The sequence below is a fragment of the Pleomorphomonas sp. JP5 genome (assembly GCF_023721815.1).
GTDB lineage: Bacteria > Pseudomonadota > Alphaproteobacteria > Rhizobiales > Pleomorphomonadaceae > Pleomorphomonas.
Genome location: NZ_JAMDLI010000008.1, coordinates 298456 through 320953, shown reverse-complemented (window position 1 = coordinate 320953; position 22498 = coordinate 298456). Strand labels below are relative to the sequence as shown.

The window sequence follows — 22498 nt, the reverse complement described above, 5'->3', positions numbered from 1 at the left end:
GGCAGTCCCGCGCTTGTTGTAAGGCGAGAGTCCCGCGAGGGCACCCGCCGATCAGGTTGACCGACCCGATCGACAGAAGCGGCGGCTCGTGAGCGGGAAATGGTGGCGGAACGGGCCATCATGGCAGGGGTGTCGACGGGGAGACCGGCCGGATGGCCAATTATATGGAACTGCTGGCCTTCGGCGACAGCGGCTGGGGCGACGAACTGGCGCATGGTGTGCTGGTGACGGTGACGCTGGCGCTGGCGACCTTGCCGCTCGGCCTTCTGATCGGCTTTCTGATCGCCGTCGCCAAGAATTCTTCCGAGCCGCTCCTGCGCAAGGCCGCCAACGTCTACACGACGATCTTTCGCGGCCTTCCCGAGCTCCTCACGCTGTTCCTGATCTACTACGGCGGTCAGATGGCCATGTCGGCGCTCTGGCGTCTTCTGTTCGGGCGCGCCTTCGAGGTGAACAGCTATCTCGCCGGCATGATCGCGCTGGCTTTGATGTTCTCGTCCTATGCCAGCGAGGTTTTCCTGTCGGCCTTCAAGGGCATCACCGTCGGCCAGTATGAGGGCGCCTACGCGCTTGGCCTTTCCCGCTTTCGCACCATGCTGCTCATCATCGTTCCTCAGCTTGTCCGGCTGGCCCTGCCGGGGCTGTCCAACCTGTGGCTCATCCTTCTGAAAGACACGTCGCTGGTGTCGGTGATCGGTCTCACCGATCTGCTGCGCAATACCAACATCGCCGTCGGGGTCACCAAGCAGGCCTTCTTCTTCTTCTTCGTGGCCTGCTCGCTCTATCTCGTCATGTCGATCATCTCCTCCGTCGGATTGCGCCGCATTTCGGCCTGGGCCGAGCGCGGGCAGGGGAGACGCTGATGACCTATGTCGACGCCCCCTCCACCGAGCGTCCTCCAGTGGCGAAGCGCCGCACGTGGACGAGCGCCCGGATCACCGGTCTGGTGCTGATGATGCTGTGGGCGGCCCTTGCCCTCTCCATCGTCTACATGCTTGTCGCCGGCTACGACCCCGAGAAAGTGGCGAAGTACGGACCGCGAATCCTGAGTGGAATCTGGGTGACCGTGAAGCTGGTGGCCATGTCCATCGTGCTCGGGGCGCTGATCTCCATCCCCGTCGTCATCGGCCGGCTGTCGCACAATCCGATCATCGGCGGCATCGCCTTCGGCTATTCCTATTTCTTCCGTGGCACGCCGCTTCTGGCCCAGACCTTCCTCGTCTACTACGGCGCCGGCCAGTTCACCGATGTGCTGAAGGCGGCCGGCCTCTGGGTGTTCTTCCGGGACGCCTACTTCTGCGCCATCTTCACCTTCTCACTCAATACGGCGGCCTATCAGGCGGAGATTCTCGCCGGCGCCATCCGGGCCGTGCCGTCCGGCCAGTGGCAGGCGGCCGACTCGCTGGGGCTGCGGCCTTTCACCACCATGTTCAAGGTCATCCTGCCCCAGGCCCTGATCACCGCCCTCCGCCCCTACGGCAATGAGGTGATCCTGATGATCAAGGGCTCGGCCATCGCCTCGATCATCACCGTCCTCGACCTGATGGGGCAGACTCGCTACGCCTTCTCCAAGACCTACGACCTGCAGATCTACATCTGGGCGGCGGTGATCTATCTGATCACCGTGGAGGTTCTGCGTAGGCTGTGGGAGATGATGGAACGTCGCCTGACGCGTCACCTCAGGCGATGAGGCCCAAAACGACAAGGCCCGAAGCGATGGGCTTCGGGCCTTGCGAGCATTCTTATGGAAGCCGGAGGCTGTCCGGCCGTTTCAGGCCGTTAGCGGCAGGCGGTCCGGTAGGGCTTGCCGTAGCGATCATAGGCGATGCAGTCTTCGCGGGGCGCGGTCGCACCGGCAATGGCCGCTCCGCCGATGCCGCCAATGGCAGTGCCGATCAGGGCTCCCTTGCCGCCGCCGGCAATGGCGCCGACCGCCGCGCCGCCCAGCGCGCCCACGGCCGCGCCCGTGGTGACCCGCTGCTGGGTGGGCGTCTGGTTGGCGCAGGCGCCGAGGCCGAGTGCCAGCACGGTAACTGCTATAGCGAGAACTTTCATGACTGCCTCCAAATCTGGTCCTGTCGGTGACTTCAACGCGTCAGCGGCGATAGGGTTCCCCGCGCCGCGGCTTCGCCGCCATCTGGTTTGCCACCGCGTCATTTGATAGATGCGGCAAGAACAAGCGCCTACGACAATAAGCGAAAACACTGTGAATGGATAGATGAGGTTCATGATGGCAAAGGTCGTATTTCTCGGGCTCGGCGTTATGGGCTACCCGATGGCCGGTCACCTCCGGACGCGGGGCGGGCACGAGGTGACGGTCTACAACCGCACCGCCGCCAAGGCGCAGGCCTGGGTCGAGGCCTTCGGCGGGCGGGCTGCGCCGACGCCGCGCGAAGCGGCGACGGAGGCCGACTTCGTGTTTGCCTGCGTCGGCAACGACGACGATCTCCGCTCCGTCGTGCTCGGTCCGGATGGCGCGTTCGCCGGCATGAAGCCTGGCGCTATCTTCGTCGATCACACCACCGCCTCGGCCGGTGTCGCCCGCGAACTTCAGGAAAAGGCCGCCGCCCTCGGCCTCGATTTCCTTGATGCGCCGGTGTCCGGTGGCCAGGCCGGCGCCGAGAACGGCGCGCTGACCATCATGGTCGGCGGCACTGACAAGAGCTTCGCCGCCGCCGAGCCGGTGATGGATGCCTATGCCAAGATGATCGTTCACCTGGGCCCGTCCGGTTCGGGACAGCTCGCCAAGATGGTCAACCAGATCTGCATCGCCGGCGTGGTGCAGGGCCTTGCCGAGGCCATCCACTTCGCCAAGTCGGCCGGTCTCGACGTCGAGAAGACCATCGCCGCCATCTCCAAGGGCGCTGCCCAGAGCTGGCAGATGGAGAATCGCTGGCAGACCATGACAGCCGGCAAGTTCGATTTCGGCTTCGCCGTCGACTGGATGCGCAAGGACCTCGGCATCGTGCTCGACGAGGCGCGGCGCACTGGCGCCCGCCTGCCGCTCACCGCGCTGGTCGACCAGTTCTACGCCGACGTTCAGGCCTCCGGCGGCAACCGGTGGGATACGTCGAGCCTGATTGCCCGCTTGGAGAAGTGATGGGGACCACCGGAGCGACCCGCGACGTTGGTCGCCGGCCGCTCCGGGCATGGGTGCCATTCGCCTCGTGCAGGGCGGGAGGGGCCTTCCGGTGCTCGCGCATGCTCGAAAGCAGAATGGCAGTTTTGTCAATGCCATAGCCAATCCTAACTCGTTCGCGGTTTGGATCTTGTAGTTGCAAATGATTGTCATTTTCATATAAGTATTTGAAATTGCTTGATTTTGTGGTTTGGGCTGGGTATCCGAACCCTATCGGGGAGTAGCCACCGTCGATGAAGACGGGATCGCGTCAACATGCTCGCACTCATTGCGTGGCGCGGTCGGCCAAAAGGCTCGGCAAGACCGTGGTGGCGCCATCTACGGGCGAGATGTGACGACGCCATCCGGTTCTGCGCTCGACTGGTACCCGCCGATGTCTCCGATCTCCATCGCCGTGCTCGCCGTGGGCATGTCCATCGACAGCTTGCTTGCTTCGGTCGGCGGCGGCGCGAGCCTTCGGCGCCAGTGCCGCTTCTGCGATGCCCTGCTGGTCGGCGCGGTCTTCGCCATCGTGCAGATGATCACGCCGCTGGTCGGCTGGGCGGCGGGCGCCGCCGCCAGTTCCTATGTGGCGAGTTTCGATCATTGGCTGGCCTTTGGCCTGCTGACGTTGGTCGGCGGCCGCATGGTTCTCCTCGCCTTTCGCGACGCGGAAGAGGAGGGCGAGGAAGTCAGCTTCATCGGTACCCCGGTGACGCTGCTGATGACCGCCGTCGGCACCTCCATCGACGCCATGGCGGTCGGCGTATCGCTCGCCTTCGTCAAGGCCAACATCCTCGTCATCGTGGCCGCCATCGGCGCCACCACCTTTCTGATGTCGGCCGGCGGAGTGATGATGGGGCGGCTGATCGGCAACAGGTTCGGACGGTCGGCCGAAGTGGTCGGCGGTCTGGTGCTGATCGGCCTCGGCTGTCTGATTCTTCGCGAACACCTGATCGCCTGATCGGTCCTTATCCTCTAGCGGCGACTCGCTCTCCCAGCGCAAAGCCGGCGAACGAGGCGAGCGACAACCCCGCCACCACCGGTGCGACCACCGACCAGCCCCCGTGGCTCGCCACATAGCCGACGAGCGGCGGACCGATCAGCGAGCCCGCCGCGCCGAACTGCGCGAACACGCCGTTCGAAGCGGTGATCAGCGACAGGGCCGCGCCGCTTCGGCGCAACAGCATCGGCAGACGGGCGAAGGCGACGGCGGCGACGAGGCCGGAGACGGCGTTGGCGGCGATCACCGCCGCCGCGACGGCTGGCCCCGACAACGCCGACGCAAGACCTTCGCCGGGAAAGCCGACGAAGAACAGCGCTGCCGGTACCGCGAGACCGATGGCGACCAGCGTCAGCGGACGTCGCGCGTCATCGCCGCTTCCGATCAGGCGTGCCGCCGCGAAACTTCCGGCGATCGTCGCGGCCGATGCGACGCCGGTAATGACGCCGGCGGAGCCGATCGACAGGCCCCAGGCGTCCGACAGATAGGCCGGCAGCATGCCGAGGACGCCCACTTCCAGCGTGGTGTAGAAGCCAAAGCCCAGGGCGAGCGCCCAGATCGCCAGCGGCGGCACCGCGAACCCTGTCTGCCGGTGCTCGGCCATGGTCGGCAGGCGGAGCGTTCCCGGCAGCGTCGTCAGCACGGCCAGCGCCCAGAAGACGAGAATCAGACGCCAGTCGATCCAGCTGGCGGCGAGGCCGGACAGGATGGTGCCGGAGGCGATGCCGATGGGCACGAAAGTGCTCCAGAGGGCCAGCGCCGCGCCGCTGTCACGGCCGGCCGTCATGGCGATCAGGCTTGGCGCGGCGATGACCACCATCAGGTAGCCGATGCTTTCGATCAGGCGGGCGGCGTAAAGCAGCGTCGCGTCGGGCGCCAGGGCCGCCGCCATGCCGGCCGTCGCCACGAGCCCCGCGCCCATCGCAAGCACGGCGCGGCCGGAGAAGCGAGCGGCTACGATGCCGGCGATGGCCCCGAGGCTGGCGCCTCCGGCCTCGATCAGCGACACCATCAGCCCGGCGCTCGTCAGGGAGAGGTCGAGATCGGCGCGAATGGCCGGTATCAGTGCCGCCATCTTGCCGAGTTGGGCGGCGGCAAGCACCCCCGCGAACCAGAGGAGAAGAATGGTCGGCCAGCGTCGGGTCATCATCGTCAATCCTTTTGGACGACGGCTAGCAACGCTTTCGGTCAGATTCCACGCATGTTTTATGCGGGGCGATCATAGAAGGACGTGACGAGTCGGCCGGCAGAACCGTCGGACAGCCGCACCCGCTCCCACAGCATCGGGCCGGGGCGGATGGGAATGTCGGGGTCGCCGTTGGCGCCGGTGTCGAAGGCGAGCGATCCGAGCTCGCCGTCGTACCAGCCCAACTCCTTGAGGCGGGCTTCCGCCGCCAGGATCTCATCGGAGGCATAGACCAGCAGCGATCGTCCCAAATAGTCGTCGATGCTGGCCCGCCAGTCGGCGGCGCGCGCCCGCGAAGCGGCGAGCAGCCGGTGCGTGCGGTCGCAGATGAGGTGGACCGGACTCGTCGATGTCTCGACCAGTCGCTTCAAGGCCGCGTCTTGCGCCGGATCTGGGCGCGCCGCGAAAATGGCCTGCAAGGCGCGCGCTTGCTCGAGGGTCAGCGGCAGGCTGCCGTTCTCCCAGCGCGAGACCGTGGGCTGGGTGACGCCCATCAGGTCGGCAAGGTGCGACTGCTTCATGCCGGCAAGGCGGCGCAGATGCCTGAGCGGCAGGGTTGGAACCATGGCGATCAATCTCGGCCGCCGGCTTCGGCGGGGTCGAGAAGGTACGTCCGCCTCAGCTCCCCGGCAAGTCTTTCCGCTGGCGGCGCAGCACTGTCTGATAAGCAAGGCCGATCGCTACCAGCACCCCGCCGAGGCCGATGAAGGACAAGGCCCTGAGTGCCCCGGTGAGGCCGGCGGTGTCGATCAGGAACACCTTGGCCACCACGCCGGCGACGATTACCGCCGCCACCGTGCGTACCGCCCGGCTCGCGGTGAGGAAGCCGATGGACAGAACGACGAGACCCAGCACCAGCCAGACGGCCGAGTAGGCGTAGAGCTCGCCTTCCTCCACGCCGCCCCAGCCGAGATTGCCCACATGCCATCCGGCGCGCACGGCCAGCGTCGCCCACATGGCGATGAGCAGGCCGCCGACCGTGGCGGCGATCGGAACGGCATAGCGTGGCAGGTCCTTGCGGCGTTGTGCGACGCCGGTGATCGACAGGGCGAGAGCGGCTGGCCCGAGATAGCCGAGAAGCAGCGTGCCATCGAAGGCGCCGCCGTCGATCCACTCGCCCGTCAGTACGGGGTTCTTGACGATCAGTAGACCGATGGCCGCCATGATCAGGCCGAAGCCGCCGAACAGCGGTACGCCCCAGATCATCACCGGCGACGGACGGCGGGCGCCGAGCCAGTTGAGGCCGAGCGAGATCGCCAGCATCACCATGGTCAAGAGGCTTTGCTCGGCAAGGCTCGAAACGGGCGCGAAGAGATCGCCGCCGTTCATGGCGTGATGGACCTCGACGGTTGCCGTCAGCGCCGTGAAGACGACGGCCAGCGCCTCGAACACCGGCACGAGACGCGGATCGCCCGGCGTACGGCCGAAGCGCCAGGCCGTATAGGCGAAGGCCAGTGTCGGCACGCCGTAGCCGTAGAGCAGCGGGTTGAACAGGATTGTCGTGCCGAGATCGCCACCGACGATACGCGGGTCCCAGGCGACGCGGGCGACCACCACGGCGGCGACGGCTAGCGCGGTCGGGCGCAGCGCGGCGACCGGTCGTCGCGTTTCCACCCACGCGATGGCGGCCACCAGCAGCGCCAGCGAGACGGTCAGCATGCCCCGCTCGAAGGCGATGGTCAGCGCCGCGCCCAGTGCGGTGATGCAGCCCACAGCATAGGCGGCGATGGCGCCGTCGCGCCCCTTGGCATCGCTGGCGAGGCGGCGGCCGAGGTATTCGGTCACCGAGGCGAGATAGATCGCCGCCACCAGCGCCGCGACGGCGAAGGCCGGCGAGGCCGAGAGATCGCGACTGGTGTTGAGATAGGCGAAGACGATCAGCCCCGGCGACGCGAAAGCGCCTGCCACGGAAAGTTGCGGCCGCCCGCGCGAGGCGATGGCGCCGGCAAGACCCGCCACCGTCAGGATCAGTCCGAACAGGATGCCGATGCCGAGATAGTCGCTGCCGGAGGGCGAGGCCAGAAGGTCGGCAAAGTCGGCGACGGTCGGCTGTCCGGTGACCGGGTCGATGACGATGTTGGACACCGTCACGTTGAGAAGGCCGTAGGCGAGGAGGGTGACGACGAGCGCCGTCACCGCGAGGCCACGCGCCGCCGGCCATTCCGAGGCGAGCGCCATCAGCATGAGCGCGATGATGGCGATGAGCGTGACGGTCAGCGCTCCCGTTCCGGCGGCTGCCACGAAGGCAATGAGCGGCAGCACGAACAGGCTGATGGCGGCGAGCGCCGTCCTGTCGAAAGCAGCATCCGTCGTGCGGTCGCGTGGCGCGTGGCTGGTCACGAAGACCACCGCGGCTAGCAGCAGCGATATCAGCAAATGGGCGGCAACGTAGAGCTGGTCGGCGGTGTGGCCGATGGTCACGATGGTGACCGACAGCAGTAGCGACCACAGGACATTGGCGGCCGTCGCCGTAATGGCGAGCCAGCGCCACAGGCGCAGGCGCGCGACGCCATAGGTGGCAGCGGAGACCGCGGCGAGATAGACCACCAGCGGCAACAGCGCCGGTTCGTTGCTGGAGACGAGAAGGGGCGTCGCATAGGCGGCGATGAGGCCGAGCGCGGCCAGCGCCGGTCCGTGACGGAGCGCCAAGACCAATGTGGCGATGCCGACGACGCCAAGCGCGACGAAGGCGAAGGCCGGACCGACCAGGCCATAGAGGCCGTAAGCGGCATAGACTGAAGCGAAGGCCGACACCGCGCCGGCGGCGGCCAGCACGCCGGGAACATAGGCGCGCCGGGTCGGGCCGTCGGCTGCCTCGGCAAAGCCCGAGCGGCGGAGCCACTCGCCGCCGGCCAGCAGCACGGTCGAGAAGACGAGGCCGAGCAGCACCCGCGCCGCCGGACCGAGCAGACCGGCTTCGATGGAGTAGCGGACGAGGAAGATGCCGCCGAGCCCGAGCGCCAGCCCGCCGACCCAGACGGCCCAGCGACTGCCGATCTTTTCTTCCAGCGAGGTTCGGGCGGCGATCGGTTCGACCACGGCTGCCTGCGGCAACTCGTCGATACGTTCGCCGTTGTCGCCATCGTCGGCGGCAGGGTTCGGCGTTTCGGGGGCAGGGGAGGGAGCTTCGATACTATCGTCGGCTCGCGTGGCCTCGGGAGGGGCTACGGACACCGCCCCGGCGAGTGGCGCCGAGGACTTCGCCGCGCGCAAAGCGATTTCCAGGAGCTCGATGCGTTGCCGCAGCTCGCGAGTTCTGGCGAAGGCGACGATGCCGAGCACCGAACCGATGAGGATCGTGAAGACGATGAGAGCGGCAACAAGCAGAAGGTCATCCATGGCGCGACTGTTTCCCGTTGGGAAAGCAGTGATAGCCGATGGAGCGGTTTTTCGGAATGGCTCCTAGCTTCAGGCGTAGTGGCGTTGTCCGGCCCGCTTTCCGCGCCCGGAAGAGCCCTCCTCGATGGGGGGCATCACTTCCATGACACGCGACGGTGGGAACGTGATGGTCACCTCGGTTCCCTCGCGTAGCTTCGACTGGAGATCGAGGGCGCCGTCGTGCATCTGCATCAGCGCCACGCAGATGGGAAGGCCGAGACCGGTACCCTGTTCGGCGGTCTGGATGGCAAGCGACCCTTGGCCGAAGGCCTGGAGCACGATGGGAATTTCGTTCTCGGGAATGCCGGGGCCGTTGTCGCGCACCGACACATACTGGCCGCCGCCGGCCGTCCAGCCGAGACGGATGAGGATCTCGCCGCCGGGCTGGGTAAACTTTACCGCGTTGGAAAGCAGATTGAGAATGATCTGACGCACCGCCCGCTCGTCGGCCCAGATCTTCGGCAGGTCCGGCTCGAACTGCTCGATGATGGTCAGGTTCTTCGACTTGGCCTTGAGCTTCAGAAGGTGGTGGCATTCCTCGGCCAGGAAGGACAGCGTCACCGCTTCCTCGTTGATCTGGTAGCGGCCGGCCTCTATGCGCGACAGGTCGAGAATCTCGTTGATCAGCTTCAGAAGATGCTGGCCCGACGTATGGATGTCGGCCGCGTATCCCTTGTAGTGCTCGTTGCCGACCGGCCCGAACACCTCGTTCATCATGATCTCGGAGAAGCCGAGGATGGCGTTGAGCGGGGTGCGGAGCTCATGGCTCATGGTGGCTAGGAAGCGCGACTTGGCGAGGTTGGCTTCCTCGGCCCGGCGGCGGCTGTCGTCGGAGATGACCTTGGCCTGTTCGAGCTCGACGATCAGCGCGTCCTTCTCGACGCGGAACTCCATCATGGTGAGCGTCGACTCGTAGAGGCGATAGGCGAGCAGCACGAAGAAGACTTCCGCCAGCACCAGGAAACTGGCCATCGAATAGTCGACGAAGCCCCGGCCCATGGCGAGCTTCAGGGCGCCGCCGATGGCGATCGGCAGCGTGCTGAACACCACGGCGCGCGGCAGGTTGCTTGCCACCATGGCCAGCACGGCGATGGCGGTGAGCAACGCGCCGAAGGTAAAGGTGCCCGTGTTGCCGAAGGTGGCGCCGGGCAGGAAGAACAGGGCGGAGAAGACGAGCCCGAACAGCCCCTCGGCGATCATGAACTGCCGGCGCCAGTACTTGAGGCTGACCGCCCCGGCCGGCGTCTGGCTGAAGCGCCGCGCGGTGAGGCCGATCAACGTGTGGGCGATGAACACCGCGCCGGCCCAGATCGCGACGTACCGGTATGTCATCCAGTAGGCTGCGGTGCCGCCGAGCGCCAGGATGAGCAGGCCCACCGGCAACCAGCTCGACAGGCGGTTGCGGGCGTATTCCAGCAGGATCTCATAATCGAAGGCGGGGCGCGTGCCGGAATCCGAAGACAGGCGCTCACGCACATCCCGCACAGCGCGCGTCACGTCGCGTCGGCGCATCGAGCGTTGCCTGTTTTGCTCCAGGCGAGCGGTCTGCGACTGGTCCGAGCCCAGGATCATGCGTAGTGCCAACTTCCAGCCAATTGTTCGGCCACACTAAAGCCCAATTTTCCCTAACGCCCGGTTCGTTCTTATGGTTAACAAATGGTATGCGACGCCCCGAGGCGGGGCATCTCGACCTAGCGCCGCTTGACAAGGCTAGGAAAAAAATTCTTATTTGGCGTCACATTGACTTGCAAAATAGAAAGTCATTTCAGATCGAGGTGGGCACGATCATGTTGGACCGGCTGGACAGGAAAATACTCTCGATCCTCCAGGAAGACTCCACCATCCCCGTGGCCGAGGTGGCCAAGAGGGTGGGGCTGTCGACGACGCCCTGCTGGCGCCGCATCCAGAAGCTTGAGGAAGACGGCGTCATCCTGCGCCGCGTGGCGCTTCTCGACCCCAGGTCGGTCAACACCAAGGTGACGGTGTTCGTCTCCATCGTCACCAACCAGCACTCGGAAGAGTGGTTGCGGCGCTTCGCCGAACTGATCCGCGAGTTCCCCGAAGTGGTGGAGTTCTACCGCATGAGCGGGCAGGTCGATTACCTGCTGCGCGTCGTGGTGCCGGATATCGAGGCCTACGATGCCTTCTACAAGCGCCTGATCGCCAAGATCGAGATTTCCGATGTCTCCTCGGCCTTCGCCATGGAGCAGATCAAGTACACCACGGCCCTGCCGCTGTCCTATATCCAGCTCGACAAGGACAAGCAGGTCTAGGTCTGATGCGTCTAAAGATGAGCGCCGGTTGGAGGTTTCCTCGACCGGCGGCTTGGGCTATCGTCGCTGCCCCGGCCGGTCCGGGGGCGAGGTGAGCGCAGTCCTATGCAGTCCGTTTCAAACCTGATCGATCCATTCGGCCGGCGCGTCGACTATCTGCGCGTCTCGGTGACCGATCGCTGCGACTTCCGCTGCGTCTACTGCATGTCCACCGACATGACATTCCTGCCGCACGGCGACCTTCTGACGCTGGAAGAACTTGACCGGTTGTGCGCCGCCTTCATCCGGCGCGGCGTCCGCCGCATTCGCGTCTCCGGTGGCGAGCCGCTGGTCCGGCGCGGCATCATGGCGCTGTTCCGCTCTCTGAAAGGCTATCTCGACGACGGCAGCCTCGACGAGGTGACGCTGACCACCAATGGCTCGCAGCTCGGCCGTTTCGCCGACGAGCTCGCCGCCTGCGGCGTCCGCCGCATCAACGTGTCGCTCGACAGCCTCGACGCCGACAAGTTCAAGGCGATCACCCGCACCGGCAACCTCGACAACGTTCTCTACGGCATCGACGCGGCGGTGCGCGCCGGCCTCAAGGTCAAGATCAACACGGTGGCGCTGAGAGACGTCAACGAGTTCGAGCTGGCCGACATGCTCGCCTGGGCGCATGGGCGTGGCTTCGACATGACGATGATCGAGACCATGCCGCTCGGCGAGATCGACGGCGACCGCCTATCGCAGTATCTGCCGCTGACCGAGGTCCGGGCCAACCTTGCCCGACGCTTCACGCTCGACGACACGAACTATCGCACCGGCGGCCCGGCGCGTTACGTGACCGTGCGTGAGACCGGCGGCCGCCTCGGCTTCATCACGCCGATGACCCACAATTTCTGCGAAAGCTGCAACCGGGTGCGCGTCACCTGCACCGGCACCGTCTACATGTGCCTTGGACAGGACGACAAGGTGGACCTCAGGGCACCGCTCCGCGCCTCGGAGGCCGACGAACTGCTCGACGGGGCGATCCTTGAGGCCATCGCCCACAAGCCGCGCGGCCATGACTTCGTCATCGACCGCACCGGTATCCCTTCGGTCAAGGGGCGGCACATGAACACGACCGGAGGGTAGGGGAGCCCCGTTTGCGAGGCTCCCTATCGCATCAGCTCTTCAAAGCCACGTCGGCCCAGTTGGACACCGCCCAGCGCGGGTTGCTGGCGACATTCTCGACGCTGTCGCGCGCCACGGTGATGAAGCCCCACTCGGCAACGTTGATCAGCGGCAGGTCGGCGGCGACGTCTTTCTGGAACTGCTTGTAGAGATCCGTGCGCGCGGCGGTATCCACCGTTTCCGCTGCCTCGTCGATCAGCGCGTCGAGCTCGGCGTTGGCATATCCGCCCTGGTTGGAGAAGGGCACGCCGTCGGGCGTGCCAGAGCGCACCAGGATGGTGGTGGAGATGGCCGGATCGCCACGGAACACCGGCGGCGCCACGGCGAGGTCGAAAGCGTGGTCGGTATAGACGGCCTTGATGTGCGCGGCGGCGTCGTTGTTGACGATCACCGCGTCGATGCCGACGGCGGCGAGCGCCTGCCGGAGATAATCGCCGAACTGGCGCGTCTCGTTGAAATAGGGCGCCGGCAACAGCTTCAGCTGGAAGCGGGTGCCGTCCTCGCCGCGCGTGTAGCCGGCCTCGTCGAGCAGCGCGTTGGCCTTGTCGACGCTGAAGTCGTAGGTCGGCACGTCCCCGGTGTAGAACTCCGGCGCATTCTTCGGCACCGGGCCGGTGGAGGCGGCCGCGTAGCCGAGGAAGATGGTGTTGACCACGAAGTCGCGATCGATGGCGTGGGCGATGGCCTGCCGTACCTTGAGATCGGCGAGCTCCTTGCGGCGGTGGTTGATCTCGACGACGAGCTGGTAGGTCAGCGCCTCGTACCCCTTGGAGATCACCTTGATGCCCGGCACCTTGGATATGCGGTCGAGATCGGCGAGCGGCACGGCCGAGAAGGCGGCGAGGTGGATCTCTTCGGCTTCCAGCGCCGCGCCGGCACCCGCGCGGTCAGGCAGCACGCGGAAGACGATCTCGTCCACCTTGGGTTCGTCCTTCTCCCAGTAAGCGTCGTTCTTCGACAGCAGGTAATACTCGCCGGGCTTGTAGTCGGTGAACTTGAACGGGCCGGTGCCCACCAGCTTGTCGATGGTCGGCGCCGCCTTGAGGTCGGTGTCGGCGAACACATGCTTGGGCAGCACGGCGGTGACGGCCGGCAGCGCGTTGCGGATGAGCTGGATCGGCGTCGGCTTGGAAAACTTGAAGACGGCGGTGTGCGCGTCCGGCGTGTCGACCGCCTCAAGGTTGGCGAACACCGAACGCCCGAGGTTCTGCAGCGGCTTCCAAACCTCCAGCGCCGAGAAGGCGACGTCTTCGGAGGTGAAGGGCTGGCCATCGTGCCAGCTGACGCCCTCGCGCAGCTTGAAGGTGATGGAGAGGCCATCGTCACTGCCGGTCCAGGAGAGGGCAAGGCGCGGCGCAAGGCCGTTTTCGCCGTCGAAGGACGCTTCGGCCAAGGGCTCGATCACTTTGCTCGACAGGAAGAACACGCCGTTGGAGGCGACCACCGCCGGGTTGAGGTTCTTCGGCTCGCTGTCGGCGGCGACGATCAGTCGCGTCGGCTCCTGCGCCACAAGGCGGGTGGTCGACAGCGCCGTGGAGGCGGCGAGGAGAAGGGAGGCCTTGAGAAGGCCACGACGGGAAAGGGCGGCAAAGGTCATGCTGGGCTCCGGCGATAGCTTCGGCGATCGAACCGTCGCGGATGCGATCGTGGTGACACTGTCGATCCGCGCAGGCGGATGTTACAGGGATGATTTTGCAGGCGGCAACGGTCCCGAGAACTATTTTTCGCCTGTAGCCGAAATATGGCGATGTACTCGCTGCGAGGGCGCGGGCTGGCGCCTTCCGACGCGAAATCGTTCCGCTTTTCATGCCGGCCACTTGCCTGTACATCGGGGCGACAAACGAGGCCTCGCATGCAGCCGCACGATTACTGGCAGTCCATCCTTCCGGCCGGGGCCGATGCCGGCGGAGCACCCTTCCCCGATGCCTATACCGCCCGCCTGGCCGATGGCCGAGGTCTTCGTCTGCCGATCAGGGCACTCGCCGACGGCCGGCATGGGCTGGCCTCGCTGATCGTCAATCAGGCGAGCTTTGCCGTCCTGTCGGCGCTGGCCGACGATCTCGCCGCCCGTCTGCGCCCCTTCTCGCCCGACGTGGTGGTCGGCCTGCCGACGCTGGGCCTGACGCTGGCCGCCGCCGTCGCCGAACGGCTCGGCCATTCGCGCTATGTCCCCTGCGGTACGTCGCGCAAGTTCTGGTACGTCGAGGAACTGTCGGTGCCCATGAGCTCGGTCACCACCCATCATGTGAAGCGCCTTTACGTCGACCCGCGCATGCTGCCGCTTCTCAAAGGACGGCGTGTCGCCTTGGTCGACGACGTGATCTCCTCCGGCACCTCCATCGTCGCCGGCCTCCGGCTGATGGCCGCCGCCGACGTCGAGCCGGTGGCGATCGGCGCCGCCATGCTTCAGACCGAGCGCTGGCGAACCGCGCTCGCCGACCTGTCGCCGATATGGCCGGAACGGGTCGTCGGCTCGTTCGCGACGCCGCTTCTGGAGCGCGCGGACGACGGCTGGCGGATCGCCGCGTGAGACGTGCGAGCGGTCGGGATCGGTCATTCGAGAAAAAAGTTGGCGATCTACGGAATAAAACGTAGCTGGTGGTGTTGTTGTCTTCGGGAGCTGGATCCCCTGCGTCTCCCGAGGAGGGTTACCCCATGAACAAACTGATCGTTTCCGCTTTGCTCGCCGGCCTTGCCACCGCCACCGTTCCGGCCTTCGCCGAGGATTATGCGTCCGGCGCCATCAAGACGATGGACACCGCCAAGGGCGAGGTTCTGACCGACGCCAAGGGCATGTCGCTCTATACCTTCGACAAGGATGCCGCCGGCGTCTCCAACTGCTATGGCGATTGCGCCGTGAAGTGGCCGCCGGTGACGGCCGCCGCCGGCGCCATGGCCGATGACGAGTTCTCGCTGGTGACCCGCAAGGACGGCTCGCAGCAGTGGGCCTTCAAGGGCATGCCGCTCTACCTCTGGCAGGGCGACAAGAAGCCGGGTGACGTCAGCGGCGACGGCGTGGGTGGCGTCTGGCACCTCGCCAAGGAGTAATACCAAGAAGCATTGAAAATGACTCTTGGTATTCCGCTTGCGGATTTCTCATGCACCTGATGCAAATGAGAAATCCGCAATGGCCTCAATGAGCGGATGCGTCAGCATCTTCGCGAGTTGCTATAAGGTCGATCATGCCGGGCTTCCTGGACGATATCGAAACGCTGGTGCCCGCCCTGCGACGCTACGCAAGGGCGCTCACCGGCAATGCCGATCGGGCCGACGATCTCGTCCAGGATTGCCTCGAGCGCGCGATTTCCAAGCAGAGCCTGTGGCGGCCCATCGGTCCGGTCCGCCCCTGGCTGTTCAAGATCATGATCAATCTCCACCGGAACGACCACCGCAAGCGGCGTGGCTCACCCGAGCCGGAAGCGCTGGAGCTTCTGTCCGTCGAACCGGCAAGCCCGGCCACGCAAGGCGCGCGCCTGGCTCTCGCCGAGACGGCGGCGGCGCTCGATCGCCTGCCGGTCGAACAGCGCGAGGCGCTGCTGCTTGTGGCGCTGGAAGGGCTGAGCTACGCAGAGGCGGCCGGCGCTCTGGACATCCCCGTGGGCACTCTGATGTCACGCATAGGTCGTGCGCGCGAAGCCCTTCGAACCATGGTTGATGGACCGGGACCGAGACTGAGGTCGGTGAAATGAACAGCAAGACCACCATCACCGAGGCTGACCTCAACGCCTATGTCGACGGCGAACTGACGCCCGAGCGGCTGGCGGCGGTCGAAGCCCACCTCGCCGATCATCCGAGCGATCGCGAACGCGTCGCCGCCTGGCGGGCGCAGACCGCGACCTTGCGCTCCCTTTTCGGTCACGTGGCCGAGGAAGCGCCGCCGGCGCGACTGTCGCCATGGCGTCTCGCAGCCGAGCGGCGCCGAAACATCAGCCGCGTTGCGATGGCGACGGCGGCGGCGCTTGTGCTCGTCGTTCTCGGCGCCGGCGGTGGCTGGATCGGCCGTGGCCTCATCGTGCCCGATGCGGCCGAGATGACGCTGGTGAGCGAGGCGGAAGCCGCCCACACCCTTTACACGCCCGAGGTTCTGCACCCGGTGGAAGTGGGGGGCGAGGAAGGCGCGCATCTTACCAAGTGGCTGTCCAAGCGCCTCGATCGCAGCCTGATCCTCCCCGATCTCACGCCGGAAGGCTTCTCCCTCGTCGGCGGCCGCCTGTTGCCGGCGGCGCGCGGCGCGGCGGCGCTGCTGATGTATGAAAACCGGGACGGTAGCCGCGTGACGCTCTACGTCGTGCCCGAGGCAGGCGGCGAAGCGGCCATGCGCTTCACGACGAAGGGCGATCTCACGGCGGTTTCCTGGCAGGTGGAAACGCTCGGCTGCGTGCTGGTGGGCAGTCTGCCGCGCGAAACGCTGACGAAGCTCGCCAAGGCAAGCTACGGCAGCCTCGATTCCGGGGCGAACATCTAGAGCAACTCCAGCAAAAGTGGATACCGGTTTTGCGCCCGGAGTTGTGTGAAAACAAAGAGATAGAGCACATTGGCGAACCAGAGTTCGCCGGACGTGCTCTAGCCGGCGCCGTCTGCGCCGCCACGCCCCGGCTGGAAAGCCGCTAAAGCCTTGTTTCCTCGGTGCGTCTTCGACTGCGCATTTCGCGCCAAGCCTTCATTCTGGGGGCGATGCCCATCGCGACGGGCACGGCGATGATGAAGCTCAGGCCGACAGCCCACGGCACCAGCACGTCCGCCTGTTCTTCCAGAGGGGTCGCCATGACGATGACCATGCCGATGCCGAACAGGACACCTTGCACGATCAGGTAGATCAGCAATGTGAGCATGATGCGGATTCTCATCGTCGTCTCCTTGAAGGTCACCTCTACCTTCAACGCGGAGACCGCCCGCCGGGTTGCACCCAGAGCGGCAAAGCGGCGGGAAAATGGGCATTTCGGAGGGCCGGCTGCAATTGACGGTGCATTCGCCGCATCGTTATATACTTCATAGTATAACGATGCGGCGGTTCCGCAGCCGGCCCCGACACTGGTTTCGACGACGGATGCAAGTCCGGGGACGACGCGCTGAGCCGCTTCCGCGAGAAGGGGGATCGGAATGGCTTTCATGACGCGACGCGCCTTTGTGGGCGCTGGACTGACGCTGGCGGCGCTTGGGGCAAGTCGCCGATCCCATGCCGGTACGCTTGACGGTTTGCAGGTGCTGGGCGCGCCAAATGGGGCGACGGTCGTTCTCTCCGATCTCGTCGCCAACGGCGGCCTCGCCAAGGTCGCGCCGGATGCCAGTTTCCGCCTCTGGCGCACGACCGACGACCTCAGGGCGGCCATCGTGTCGGAAAGCAGTCTGCTTTACTCCACGCCCAGCCATGTGCCGGCGAACCTCGTCAATCGCGGCATGCCGCTGAAGCTCGCCGCCATCATCGGCATGGGCCACCTGTCGGTGGTCGCCGCTGACGAGGGCATCAAGACCATGCACGATCTTGCCGGTCGGACCGTGCTGAGCTTCTTCCGCCACGACATGCCCGACCTGGTGTTTCGCGCCATCGCCCGCATGGAGGGCATGGACCCGGACAAGGACTTCGATCTGCAGTATGTCCAGACCCCGCCCGAGGCGGCGCAAATGCTGGCCGCCGGCAAGGTCGACGTCGCCGTATTGTCCGAACCGCCGACCACGGCCGCCATCATGATGGCCGGGCAGAAGGGGCGGGTGCTGCGGCGGGTGCTCAACCTCAACGACCTCTGGGGCGTCCACAAGGGCAAGGCCCGCATTCCCATGGTCGCCGTCGCACTGCACGAGAAGCTGATCGACACCGCTCCCGAGGTGGTCGCCGCCCTTGGCGGCGGGCTTGCCGCCTCGCGAGACCATGTATTCGCCGACCGGAAGGCGGCGGCGGCCTTGGCCGAGAAGACCATGGACATGAAGCCGCAGCTTTTCGAGAAGGCGTTCGACCACTTCAACATCGACGTCGTCTCGGCGGCGTCGGTCAAGGGCGAGCTGGTCGCCTTCTACGAAGCGCTGCTGGAGCTCGAGCCGGCCTCGCTCGGCGGCAAGCTGCCGCCCGACGACTTCTACATGGACCTGCCGGGATGAGCATCCGAAGCTTCCAGGCCGGCGATGGACTGTTCGGCGGCCTCGGCCTGCTGCTGCTGGCCGTCGGCTGGAGCGTGGTCAACCGGGTCTCCGGCCCGTTCGTGCTGCCGTCGCTGGGCGATACGGCCGGGGCCTTCCTCGCCCTGCTCGCCTCTGGCAGCGTCGGTCGGGAGCTCGGAACCACGCTGCTGCACGCCGTGGGCGGTGCCGCCCTGGGCACGGCGATCGGCTTCGGTCTCGGACTGGCGGGCGGTCTGCGACCGTCGGTCGGCGCCACGCTGCGTCCGATGGCCGTCACGGTTCTGGGCATTCCACCGGTCGCCTGGGTTGTGCTGGCGCTGCTGTGGTTCGGCCCGGGCCTGTTCAGTCCGCTGTTCACCGTGACGGTGACGACCGCGCCGATCCTGTTCGCCTCGACATTGCAAGGCGTGGAGGCGCGCGACCGGGGGCTCGTCGAGATGGCCGACGTCTTCAGGCTGTCGCGCCGCACCCGTTTCTTCCGCCTGCTGTTGCCGGAGCTGGCGGTCCACGTGGCGCCAGCCCTTTCCACCACCTTCGCCCTCGCCTGGAAAGTGGCGCTGACGGCCGAGGTGCTGGGCGACGGTAGCGGCGTCGGCGGCGCCTTCGCCACCGCCCGCGCCCATCTCGACCTCGCCGAGGCGATGGCCTGGATCTGGCTCGTCGTCGTCTTCCTGCTGGTGACCGACGGCCTGCTGCTCGGCCCGCTCCGGCGCTGGATTCGCGGCAACCGGGCAGCGGACACCACCGCCCGCGCCACCGGACCAACCTGCGTCGGCATCGGCTACGCCAAGGAACGAGGCTGATGCTACGGTTTGAGAAAGCCACCTGGCAGGCCGGGCATCAATCGGTTCTCGAAGAGCTCGACCTCACCATTCCACCCGGTCAGCTGGTTGTCATGCTCGGCGCCTCCGGCGTTGGAAAGACGTCGGTGCTGCGCCTTTCAGCCGGGCTCACCCAGCCCTGGTCGGGCAGGGTGAATAACGGCTTTGCCAGCACGGCCATGGTGTTCCAGGAGCCGCGCCTGATGCCCTGGGCGACCGCCCTCGGTAACGTCGCCCTGGTGCTGGAAGGCGAGGAATCCCCCCGGCGGGCCGAGATCGCCGCCGCCTGGCTCCGGCGTCTCGGCTTCGGCGAGGGCGACATGGGCAAGCGACCGAGACAGCTGTCGGGCGGCATGCGCGCCCGCGTCGCCATCGCCCGAGCCTTCGCCACCGGGGCCGATCTGGTGCTGATGGACGAACCTTTCGCTTCGCTCGACCTTGGCCTGAGGCGCAACCTTCAGGTCGAGGTGCGTCGCCTTGCCAGCGAAACCGGCGTGGCGGTCCTTTTCGTCACCCACGACCTCACCGAAGCCGTCAGCCTCGCCGACCGCATCGTCGTCCTGGCCGGCCGCCCGGCCCGCATCGTCGCCGACCTCCGCCAAACTCCACCAGACCGCCTCTCCGCCGTCTGGGAAGCCGCCGCCGCTCTTTCTACCCGACCGGAGCTGGAGTCGGTGATTGTGGGATTGGGGGCGTAGTCGGTTGCCGGGATGATCGACTGGAACAGAGCCGGCAAGAGGTGGCCTACCTCGCGCGGACGAGTTCCTGCGCGATGGTCATGGCGACAAGCTGGGCCTCGGTCGATGCGCCAAAAGCCTTGCACAGTCGATCCAGAATGGCATCGACCGTTCGGACCGACAGCTTGAGACGGGCGGCGACGGCGGTTCGTGAATGACCCTGGGCCAGGAGGGACAAGACGATCGAGTCTTCGCCGGAAACCGGCTGAAGTCTGGGTGCCAGCGGAACGACGAGCCGAGTCCTGGTGAACGACAGCAGGAACTCGGCGCGGCGACCGTTGCCGCCACAGGGCAGTAGCAGCCGGTCGTAAATGGCGAAGACGTCCTGGATCTTGGCCTGAACGGTATCTGTGCTCGGACTCGAGCTTTCGCGGGCGTCGAGGTAGAACGGCACGAGGAAGGACAGGACGTAATCGCTGTCGGCATACTCGCCCAGTCGAGTCCACTCCGAGCGCATGTCCACGTTGTGACGGCGAGCCTCGCAGCGGAAATCGTAGGGATCGTCCACGGCCACTTGCAGGAAAGTGATGTTCGTCGACTGGTCTGCCGGCTGCCCGAGTTTGTCTACGACGAGCTGGGCGGATTTCGCGTCGGTTGGCTTGGCGTCGGACCATGCGCTGATCGCGCAGTCGAAAACATCGAGCATGACTCATACTCGTACTGATAGTGGCGACAAACTACACGTTGCCGAGTGAGTCACAACCTTTAATCTGCGCTCAGATCAACGATTTGCAGCCTGGAAGTGTCCCCATTCGTCGACCGGGCACCAGGTCCGCCGGGCTCCGGACAGGTTTGCCGCGCCAAGGCATGCCAGCTGCCGTGCGAAGGGCCAAGGTCGACCGCTCGCCCGTTTGCAAAAACAAACTCGGAAATCGATGCAAAGGAAAATGAGATGGTGGGAGAAGTAGGACTCGAACCTACGAAGGCCTAGCCAGCGGATTTACAGTCCGCCCCCTTTGCCGCTCGGGACATTCTCCCATCCCGCTCCGCCGGTGCCCGAAGGCGTTGGCTGAACGGGCGCTCTTATGGCGACCATGCCGGGCGCTGTCAACCCCATGGCCCGATTGTTTTGTCGACAATGCGATTGTCCCCAGACGGAAGGCGGAAACGCGCGGGTGGGTCGAGGACGGCTGGCGAAGAAAAAGCCGCGCCTCTGGCGCCGGCCGGACGCCACGGCTATAAGCGCGGCATGTCCGACGATACACCTTCTTCCAAGCGTCCCTTCAGGAAGCCCGGCCGCCCGCAGGGGCGGCCCGACGGCAAGTCCGGCCCGCGCGAGTTCCGTCCCCGTCCCAAGCGCGAGCGCGAGGCTGGCGAGGCGCTGTGGCTCTACGGTCTGCATACGGTGGAGTTCGCGCTGAGGAATCCGCGCCGAACCGCCCTGCGTCTGCTCGCAACGCGCAACGCGCAGGCCCGCCTTGCCGAGCGCTTTCCCGAGGGCAAGCTGCCGATCGTGGTCGAGGAGGCGTCTCCCTACGTGCTCGACCGGCTGCTGGGCTCCGAGGCCGTGCACCAGGGCTGTGCGCTGGAGGTCCAGCCGCTCAAGCCGCTGACCACGCTGGAAATGGCTGGCGCCCGTGTCGTGCTGGCGCTCGACCAGGTCACCGATCCGCATAACGTCGGCGCCATCCTGCGCTCGGCCACCGCCTTCGCCGTCGATGCCGTGCTGACCACGACGCGCCACAGCGCCGCCGAATCCGGCGTGCTGGCCAAATCGGCCTCCGGCGCCCTCGACGTCGTGCCGGTGACCACCGTCCGCAATCTCGGCGACACGCTCGAAGAAATGAAGGCCGCCGGCTTCACGGTGGTCGGTCTCGATTCGGAAGCCCCGGAACCGCTCGACGAGGTGCGCCTTGCCGCGCCGGTCTGTCTGGTGCTCGGCGCCGAGGGCAAGGGGCTGCGTCAGCGCACCCGCGAACTCTGCGACGTGCTCGCCCGCATCGACATGCCCGGCGAGATCAAGAGCCTTAACGTCTCCAACGCCGCCGTGCTGTCGCTCTACATGGTGCGCAAGGCTATCGGCTGAAGCCGTGTGCGGTCAGGGTTGCGCCTGACCGTGCGTTCGGCTATTCGAAACTCCGCGCCGGCGTAGCACAGCGGTAGTGCAGCGGTTTTGTAAACCGAAGGTCGGGAGTTCGATCCTCTCCGCCGGCACCACTTTTCCACACGAATCTATCGGCCGATCCATTGCGCCATGCCGATGGACGCGGGCGCTGTCGGCTCGAAGCCATATTGGGCGTAGAGGTGTTTGGCGTCGCCGTCGGCGATCAGACTGACGTAGGCTTCCGCCGGGGCGATTTGCCGCAGTTCCTCCATCAGGGCCGACATGATCGCCTTGCCGAGGCCGCGCCCCTGGTGATCGGGCTCCACGGCGATGTCGACGATCTGGTAGCAGAGCCCGTCGCCCATCACACGCCCCATGCCGACCACGCGCTCGCCATGCCGGACGAGCGCCGCCGTGACGGTGTTGGGCAGACCGGCGGCGGCCGCCGTTTCGCTGCGCGGCGTCAGGCCGGCCACGCGGCGCAGGCGGCAATAGTCTTCAATGCTGGGTCTCTCGACACTCACGGTGTAGTCATCCGTCATCTGCGGCAGTGCTCCATCCTTTGGCGCCGACGGTGTCCGTTTTCTCCAGGCGACGCAACGACGAGGGGCGGCGGAGGCTTGTTGGGAGAATATTTTACCTTGCCTTCCGCCGGCCGGATGCTCTTCAAGG

The 22498-nt window shown here is 66.1% G+C and carries 23 protein-coding genes, 2 tRNA genes and 1 riboswitch; of the genes, 15 read left to right on the top strand and 10 right to left on the bottom strand.

Translation table 11 applies throughout. The features are described 5' to 3' along the window. The first annotated feature begins 152 nt into the window (after positions 1-152). Together M4J40_RS12805 and M4J40_RS12800 are read left to right on the top strand one after the other, a co-directional pair. Entirely contained in the window at positions 153-863 is a 711-nt protein-coding gene (locus M4J40_RS12805; RefSeq protein ID WP_251754534.1) for an ABC transporter permease, read from the top strand. Continuing rightward, positions 863-1690, top strand: a complete 828-nt coding sequence (locus M4J40_RS12800; RefSeq protein WP_251754533.1) for an ABC transporter permease — start codon at positions 863-865, stop codon at positions 1688-1690. Before M4J40_RS12805 ends, M4J40_RS12800 begins: the two co-directional genes overlap by 1 nt. A gap of 89 nt (positions 1691-1779) precedes the next feature. Here M4J40_RS12800 and M4J40_RS12795 read toward each other — a convergent pair whose 3' ends face one another. After that, positions 1780-2055, bottom strand: coding sequence for a glycine zipper domain-containing protein (locus tag M4J40_RS12795; RefSeq protein ID WP_251754532.1), 276 nt, complete (start codon positions 2053-2055; stop codon positions 1780-1782). Between the two features lie 175 nt (positions 2056-2230). On the opposite strand from M4J40_RS12795, the gene M4J40_RS12790 reads away from it, so the two are divergent. Together M4J40_RS12790 and M4J40_RS12785 are read left to right on the top strand one after the other, a co-directional pair. Beyond that, positions 2231-3100, top strand: a complete 870-nt coding sequence (locus tag M4J40_RS12790; protein WP_251755595.1) for an NAD(P)-dependent oxidoreductase — start codon at positions 2231-2233, stop codon at positions 3098-3100. Between the two features lie 242 nt (positions 3101-3342). Beyond that, positions 3343-3514, top strand: a riboswitch (yybP-ykoY riboswitch). Next, the gene (locus M4J40_RS12785; RefSeq protein WP_311134125.1) at positions 3471-4082 is read left to right on the top strand and encodes a manganese efflux pump MntP family protein; all 612 of its coding nucleotides are present in this window, start codon (positions 3471-3473) and stop codon (positions 4080-4082) included. Its footprint overlaps the riboswitch before it by 44 nt. A 7-nt stretch (positions 4083-4089) precedes the next feature. On the opposite strand, the gene M4J40_RS12780 is transcribed toward M4J40_RS12785, so the two are convergent. The 4 genes from M4J40_RS12780 to M4J40_RS12765 form a co-directional block, all read right to left on the bottom strand. Next, complete coding sequence (locus M4J40_RS12780; RefSeq protein WP_251754531.1) at positions 4090-5271, bottom strand: MFS transporter; 1182 nt, start codon at positions 5269-5271, stop codon at positions 4090-4092. Between the two features lie 56 nt (positions 5272-5327). After that, the gene (locus tag M4J40_RS12775; RefSeq protein WP_251754530.1) at positions 5328-5873 is read right to left on the bottom strand and encodes a helix-turn-helix transcriptional regulator; all 546 of its coding nucleotides are present in this window, start codon (positions 5871-5873) and stop codon (positions 5328-5330) included. 52 nt (positions 5874-5925) lie between these two features. Next, positions 5926-8646, bottom strand: coding sequence for a DUF2339 domain-containing protein (locus M4J40_RS12770; RefSeq protein ID WP_251754529.1), 2721 nt, complete (start codon positions 8644-8646; stop codon positions 5926-5928). A 69-nt stretch (positions 8647-8715) separates the two neighbouring features. Further along, the gene (locus tag M4J40_RS12765; protein WP_251754528.1) at positions 8716-10257 is read right to left on the bottom strand and encodes an ATP-binding protein; all 1542 of its coding nucleotides are present in this window, start codon (positions 10255-10257) and stop codon (positions 8716-8718) included. Positions 10258-10475: 218 nt separating this feature from the next. On the opposite strand from M4J40_RS12765, the gene M4J40_RS12760 reads away from it, so the two are divergent. Next, positions 10476-10958: an Lrp/AsnC family transcriptional regulator gene (locus tag M4J40_RS12760; RefSeq protein WP_311134145.1), complete on the top strand. Its 483-nt coding sequence runs from the start codon at positions 10476-10478 to the stop codon at positions 10956-10958. A gap of 105 nt (positions 10959-11063) precedes the next feature. Then, a complete protein-coding gene (gene moaA, locus M4J40_RS12755) occupies positions 11064-12071 on the top strand; it encodes a GTP 3',8-cyclase MoaA (protein WP_251754526.1) in 1008 nt (335 codons plus the stop codon). Positions 12072-12102: 31 nt separating this feature from the next. Here the strand turns inward: moaA and M4J40_RS12750 are convergent, their stop codons facing one another. After that, positions 12103-13707 carry an ABC transporter substrate-binding protein gene (locus M4J40_RS12750; RefSeq protein ID WP_251754525.1) on the bottom strand — a complete coding sequence of 535 codons (1605 nt, stop codon included), beginning with the start codon at positions 13705-13707 and terminating at the stop codon, positions 12103-12105. A 255-nt stretch (positions 13708-13962) separates the two neighbouring features. Here M4J40_RS12750 and M4J40_RS12745 point away from each other — a divergent pair, with 255 nt between their 5' ends. The 4 genes from M4J40_RS12745 (at position 13963) to M4J40_RS12730 (ending at position 16575) form a co-directional block, all read left to right on the top strand. Then, positions 13963-14640 carry a phosphoribosyltransferase gene (locus tag M4J40_RS12745; protein WP_251754524.1) on the top strand — a complete coding sequence of 226 codons (678 nt, stop codon included), beginning with the start codon at positions 13963-13965 and terminating at the stop codon, positions 14638-14640. Between the two features lie 125 nt (positions 14641-14765). After that, positions 14766-15158, top strand: a complete 393-nt coding sequence (locus tag M4J40_RS12740) for a hypothetical protein (protein ID WP_251754523.1) — start codon at positions 14766-14768, stop codon at positions 15156-15158. 134 nt (positions 15159-15292) lie between these two features. Further along, on the top strand, positions 15293-15799 hold the full coding sequence (locus tag M4J40_RS12735; protein WP_251754522.1) for a sigma-70 family RNA polymerase sigma factor: 507 nt from the start codon (positions 15293-15295) through the stop codon (positions 15797-15799). Beyond that, on the top strand, positions 15796-16575 hold the full coding sequence (locus tag M4J40_RS12730; protein WP_251754521.1) for an anti-sigma factor: 780 nt from the start codon (positions 15796-15798) through the stop codon (positions 16573-16575). Before M4J40_RS12735 ends, M4J40_RS12730 begins: the two co-directional genes overlap by 4 nt. Before the next feature lie 142 nt (positions 16576-16717). Here the strand turns inward: M4J40_RS12730 and M4J40_RS12725 are convergent, their stop codons facing one another. After that, the gene (locus M4J40_RS12725; RefSeq protein WP_251754520.1) at positions 16718-17221 is read right to left on the bottom strand and encodes a hypothetical protein; all 504 of its coding nucleotides are present in this window, start codon (positions 17219-17221) and stop codon (positions 16718-16720) included. Here M4J40_RS12725 and M4J40_RS12720 point away from each other — a divergent pair. From M4J40_RS12720 to M4J40_RS12710, 3 genes are read left to right on the top strand one after another with little or no spacing between them, the layout of a single operon-like run. Further along, on the top strand, positions 17220-18203 hold the full coding sequence (locus M4J40_RS12720) for an ABC transporter substrate-binding protein (RefSeq protein ID WP_251754519.1): 984 nt from the start codon (positions 17220-17222) through the stop codon (positions 18201-18203). The two genes, M4J40_RS12725 and M4J40_RS12720, sit on opposite strands and share 2 nt — an antisense overlap. Continuing rightward, a complete protein-coding gene (locus tag M4J40_RS12715; protein WP_251754518.1) occupies positions 18200-19027 on the top strand; it encodes an ABC transporter permease in 828 nt (275 codons plus the stop codon). The genes M4J40_RS12720 and M4J40_RS12715 overlap by 4 nt, the downstream gene beginning before the upstream one ends. Then, positions 19027-19743, top strand: coding sequence for an ABC transporter ATP-binding protein (locus tag M4J40_RS12710; RefSeq protein ID WP_251754517.1), 717 nt, complete (start codon positions 19027-19029; stop codon positions 19741-19743). Before M4J40_RS12715 ends, M4J40_RS12710 begins: the two co-directional genes overlap by 1 nt. Positions 19744-19789: 46 nt before the next feature. On the opposite strand, the gene M4J40_RS12705 is transcribed toward M4J40_RS12710, so the two are convergent. Together M4J40_RS12705 and M4J40_RS12700 are read right to left on the bottom strand one after the other, a co-directional pair. Then, the gene (locus M4J40_RS12705) at positions 19790-20428 is read right to left on the bottom strand and encodes a hypothetical protein (RefSeq protein WP_251754516.1); all 639 of its coding nucleotides are present in this window, start codon (positions 20426-20428) and stop codon (positions 19790-19792) included. A gap of 247 nt (positions 20429-20675) precedes the next feature. Next, a tRNA-Tyr gene (locus M4J40_RS12700) sits at positions 20676-20760 on the bottom strand. A gap of 211 nt (positions 20761-20971) precedes the next feature. Between M4J40_RS12700 and M4J40_RS12695 the strand changes: the two genes are divergently transcribed. Both M4J40_RS12695 and M4J40_RS12690 read left to right on the top strand, forming a co-directional pair. After that, positions 20972-21808: an RNA methyltransferase gene (locus M4J40_RS12695; protein ID WP_251754515.1), complete on the top strand. Its 837-nt coding sequence runs from the start codon at positions 20972-20974 to the stop codon at positions 21806-21808. Positions 21809-21864: 56 nt separating this feature from the next. Beyond that, positions 21865-21939 (top strand) — tRNA-Thr (locus tag M4J40_RS12690). Positions 21940-21954: 15 nt separating this feature from the next. Here M4J40_RS12690 and M4J40_RS12685 read toward each other — a convergent pair. Then, positions 21955-22368, bottom strand: a complete 414-nt coding sequence (locus M4J40_RS12685) for a GNAT family N-acetyltransferase (protein ID WP_251754514.1) — start codon at positions 22366-22368, stop codon at positions 21955-21957. Positions 22369-22498 lie beyond the last annotated feature (130 nt).

Coding starts and splice junctions, on each gene's coding strand:
- M4J40_RS12695 (WP_251754515.1), top strand. CDS start 20,972: ATGTCCGACGATACACCTTCTTCCAAGCGTCCCTTCAGGAAGCCCGGC.
- M4J40_RS12790 (WP_251755595.1), top strand. CDS start 2,231: ATGGCAAAGGTCGTATTTCTCGGGCTCGGCGTTATGGGCTACCCGATG.
- M4J40_RS12705 (WP_251754516.1), bottom strand. CDS start 20,428: ATGCTCGATGTTTTCGACTGCGCGATCAGCGCATGGTCCGACGCCAAG.
- M4J40_RS12735 (WP_251754522.1), top strand. CDS start 15,293: ATGCCGGGCTTCCTGGACGATATCGAAACGCTGGTGCCCGCCCTGCGA.
- M4J40_RS12750 (WP_251754525.1), bottom strand. CDS start 13,707: ATGACCTTTGCCGCCCTTTCCCGTCGTGGCCTTCTCAAGGCCTCCCTT.
- M4J40_RS12730 (WP_251754521.1), top strand. CDS start 15,796: ATGAACAGCAAGACCACCATCACCGAGGCTGACCTCAACGCCTATGTC.
- moaA (WP_251754526.1), top strand. CDS start 11,064: ATGCAGTCCGTTTCAAACCTGATCGATCCATTCGGCCGGCGCGTCGAC.
- M4J40_RS12765 (WP_251754528.1), bottom strand. CDS start 10,257: ATGATCCTGGGCTCGGACCAGTCGCAGACCGCTCGCCTGGAGCAAAAC.
- M4J40_RS12795 (WP_251754532.1), bottom strand. CDS start 2,055: ATGAAAGTTCTCGCTATAGCAGTTACCGTGCTGGCACTCGGCCTCGGC.
- M4J40_RS12800 (WP_251754533.1), top strand. CDS start 863: ATGACCTATGTCGACGCCCCCTCCACCGAGCGTCCTCCAGTGGCGAAG.
- M4J40_RS12725 (WP_251754520.1), bottom strand. CDS start 17,221: ATGAAAGCCATTCCGATCCCCCTTCTCGCGGAAGCGGCTCAGCGCGTC.
- M4J40_RS12780 (WP_251754531.1), bottom strand. CDS start 5,271: ATGATGACCCGACGCTGGCCGACCATTCTTCTCCTCTGGTTCGCGGGG.
- M4J40_RS12775 (WP_251754530.1), bottom strand. CDS start 5,873: ATGGTTCCAACCCTGCCGCTCAGGCATCTGCGCCGCCTTGCCGGCATG.
- M4J40_RS12740 (WP_251754523.1), top strand. CDS start 14,766: ATGAACAAACTGATCGTTTCCGCTTTGCTCGCCGGCCTTGCCACCGCC.
- M4J40_RS12745 (WP_251754524.1), top strand. CDS start 13,963: ATGCAGCCGCACGATTACTGGCAGTCCATCCTTCCGGCCGGGGCCGAT.
- M4J40_RS12720 (WP_251754519.1), top strand. CDS start 17,220: ATGACGCGACGCGCCTTTGTGGGCGCTGGACTGACGCTGGCGGCGCTT.
- M4J40_RS12685 (WP_251754514.1), bottom strand. CDS start 22,368: ATGACGGATGACTACACCGTGAGTGTCGAGAGACCCAGCATTGAAGAC.
- M4J40_RS12770 (WP_251754529.1), bottom strand. CDS start 8,646: ATGGATGACCTTCTGCTTGTTGCCGCTCTCATCGTCTTCACGATCCTC.
- M4J40_RS12715 (WP_251754518.1), top strand. CDS start 18,200: ATGAGCATCCGAAGCTTCCAGGCCGGCGATGGACTGTTCGGCGGCCTC.
- M4J40_RS12805 (WP_251754534.1), top strand. CDS start 153: ATGGCCAATTATATGGAACTGCTGGCCTTCGGCGACAGCGGCTGGGGC.
- M4J40_RS12710 (WP_251754517.1), top strand. CDS start 19,027: ATGCTACGGTTTGAGAAAGCCACCTGGCAGGCCGGGCATCAATCGGTT.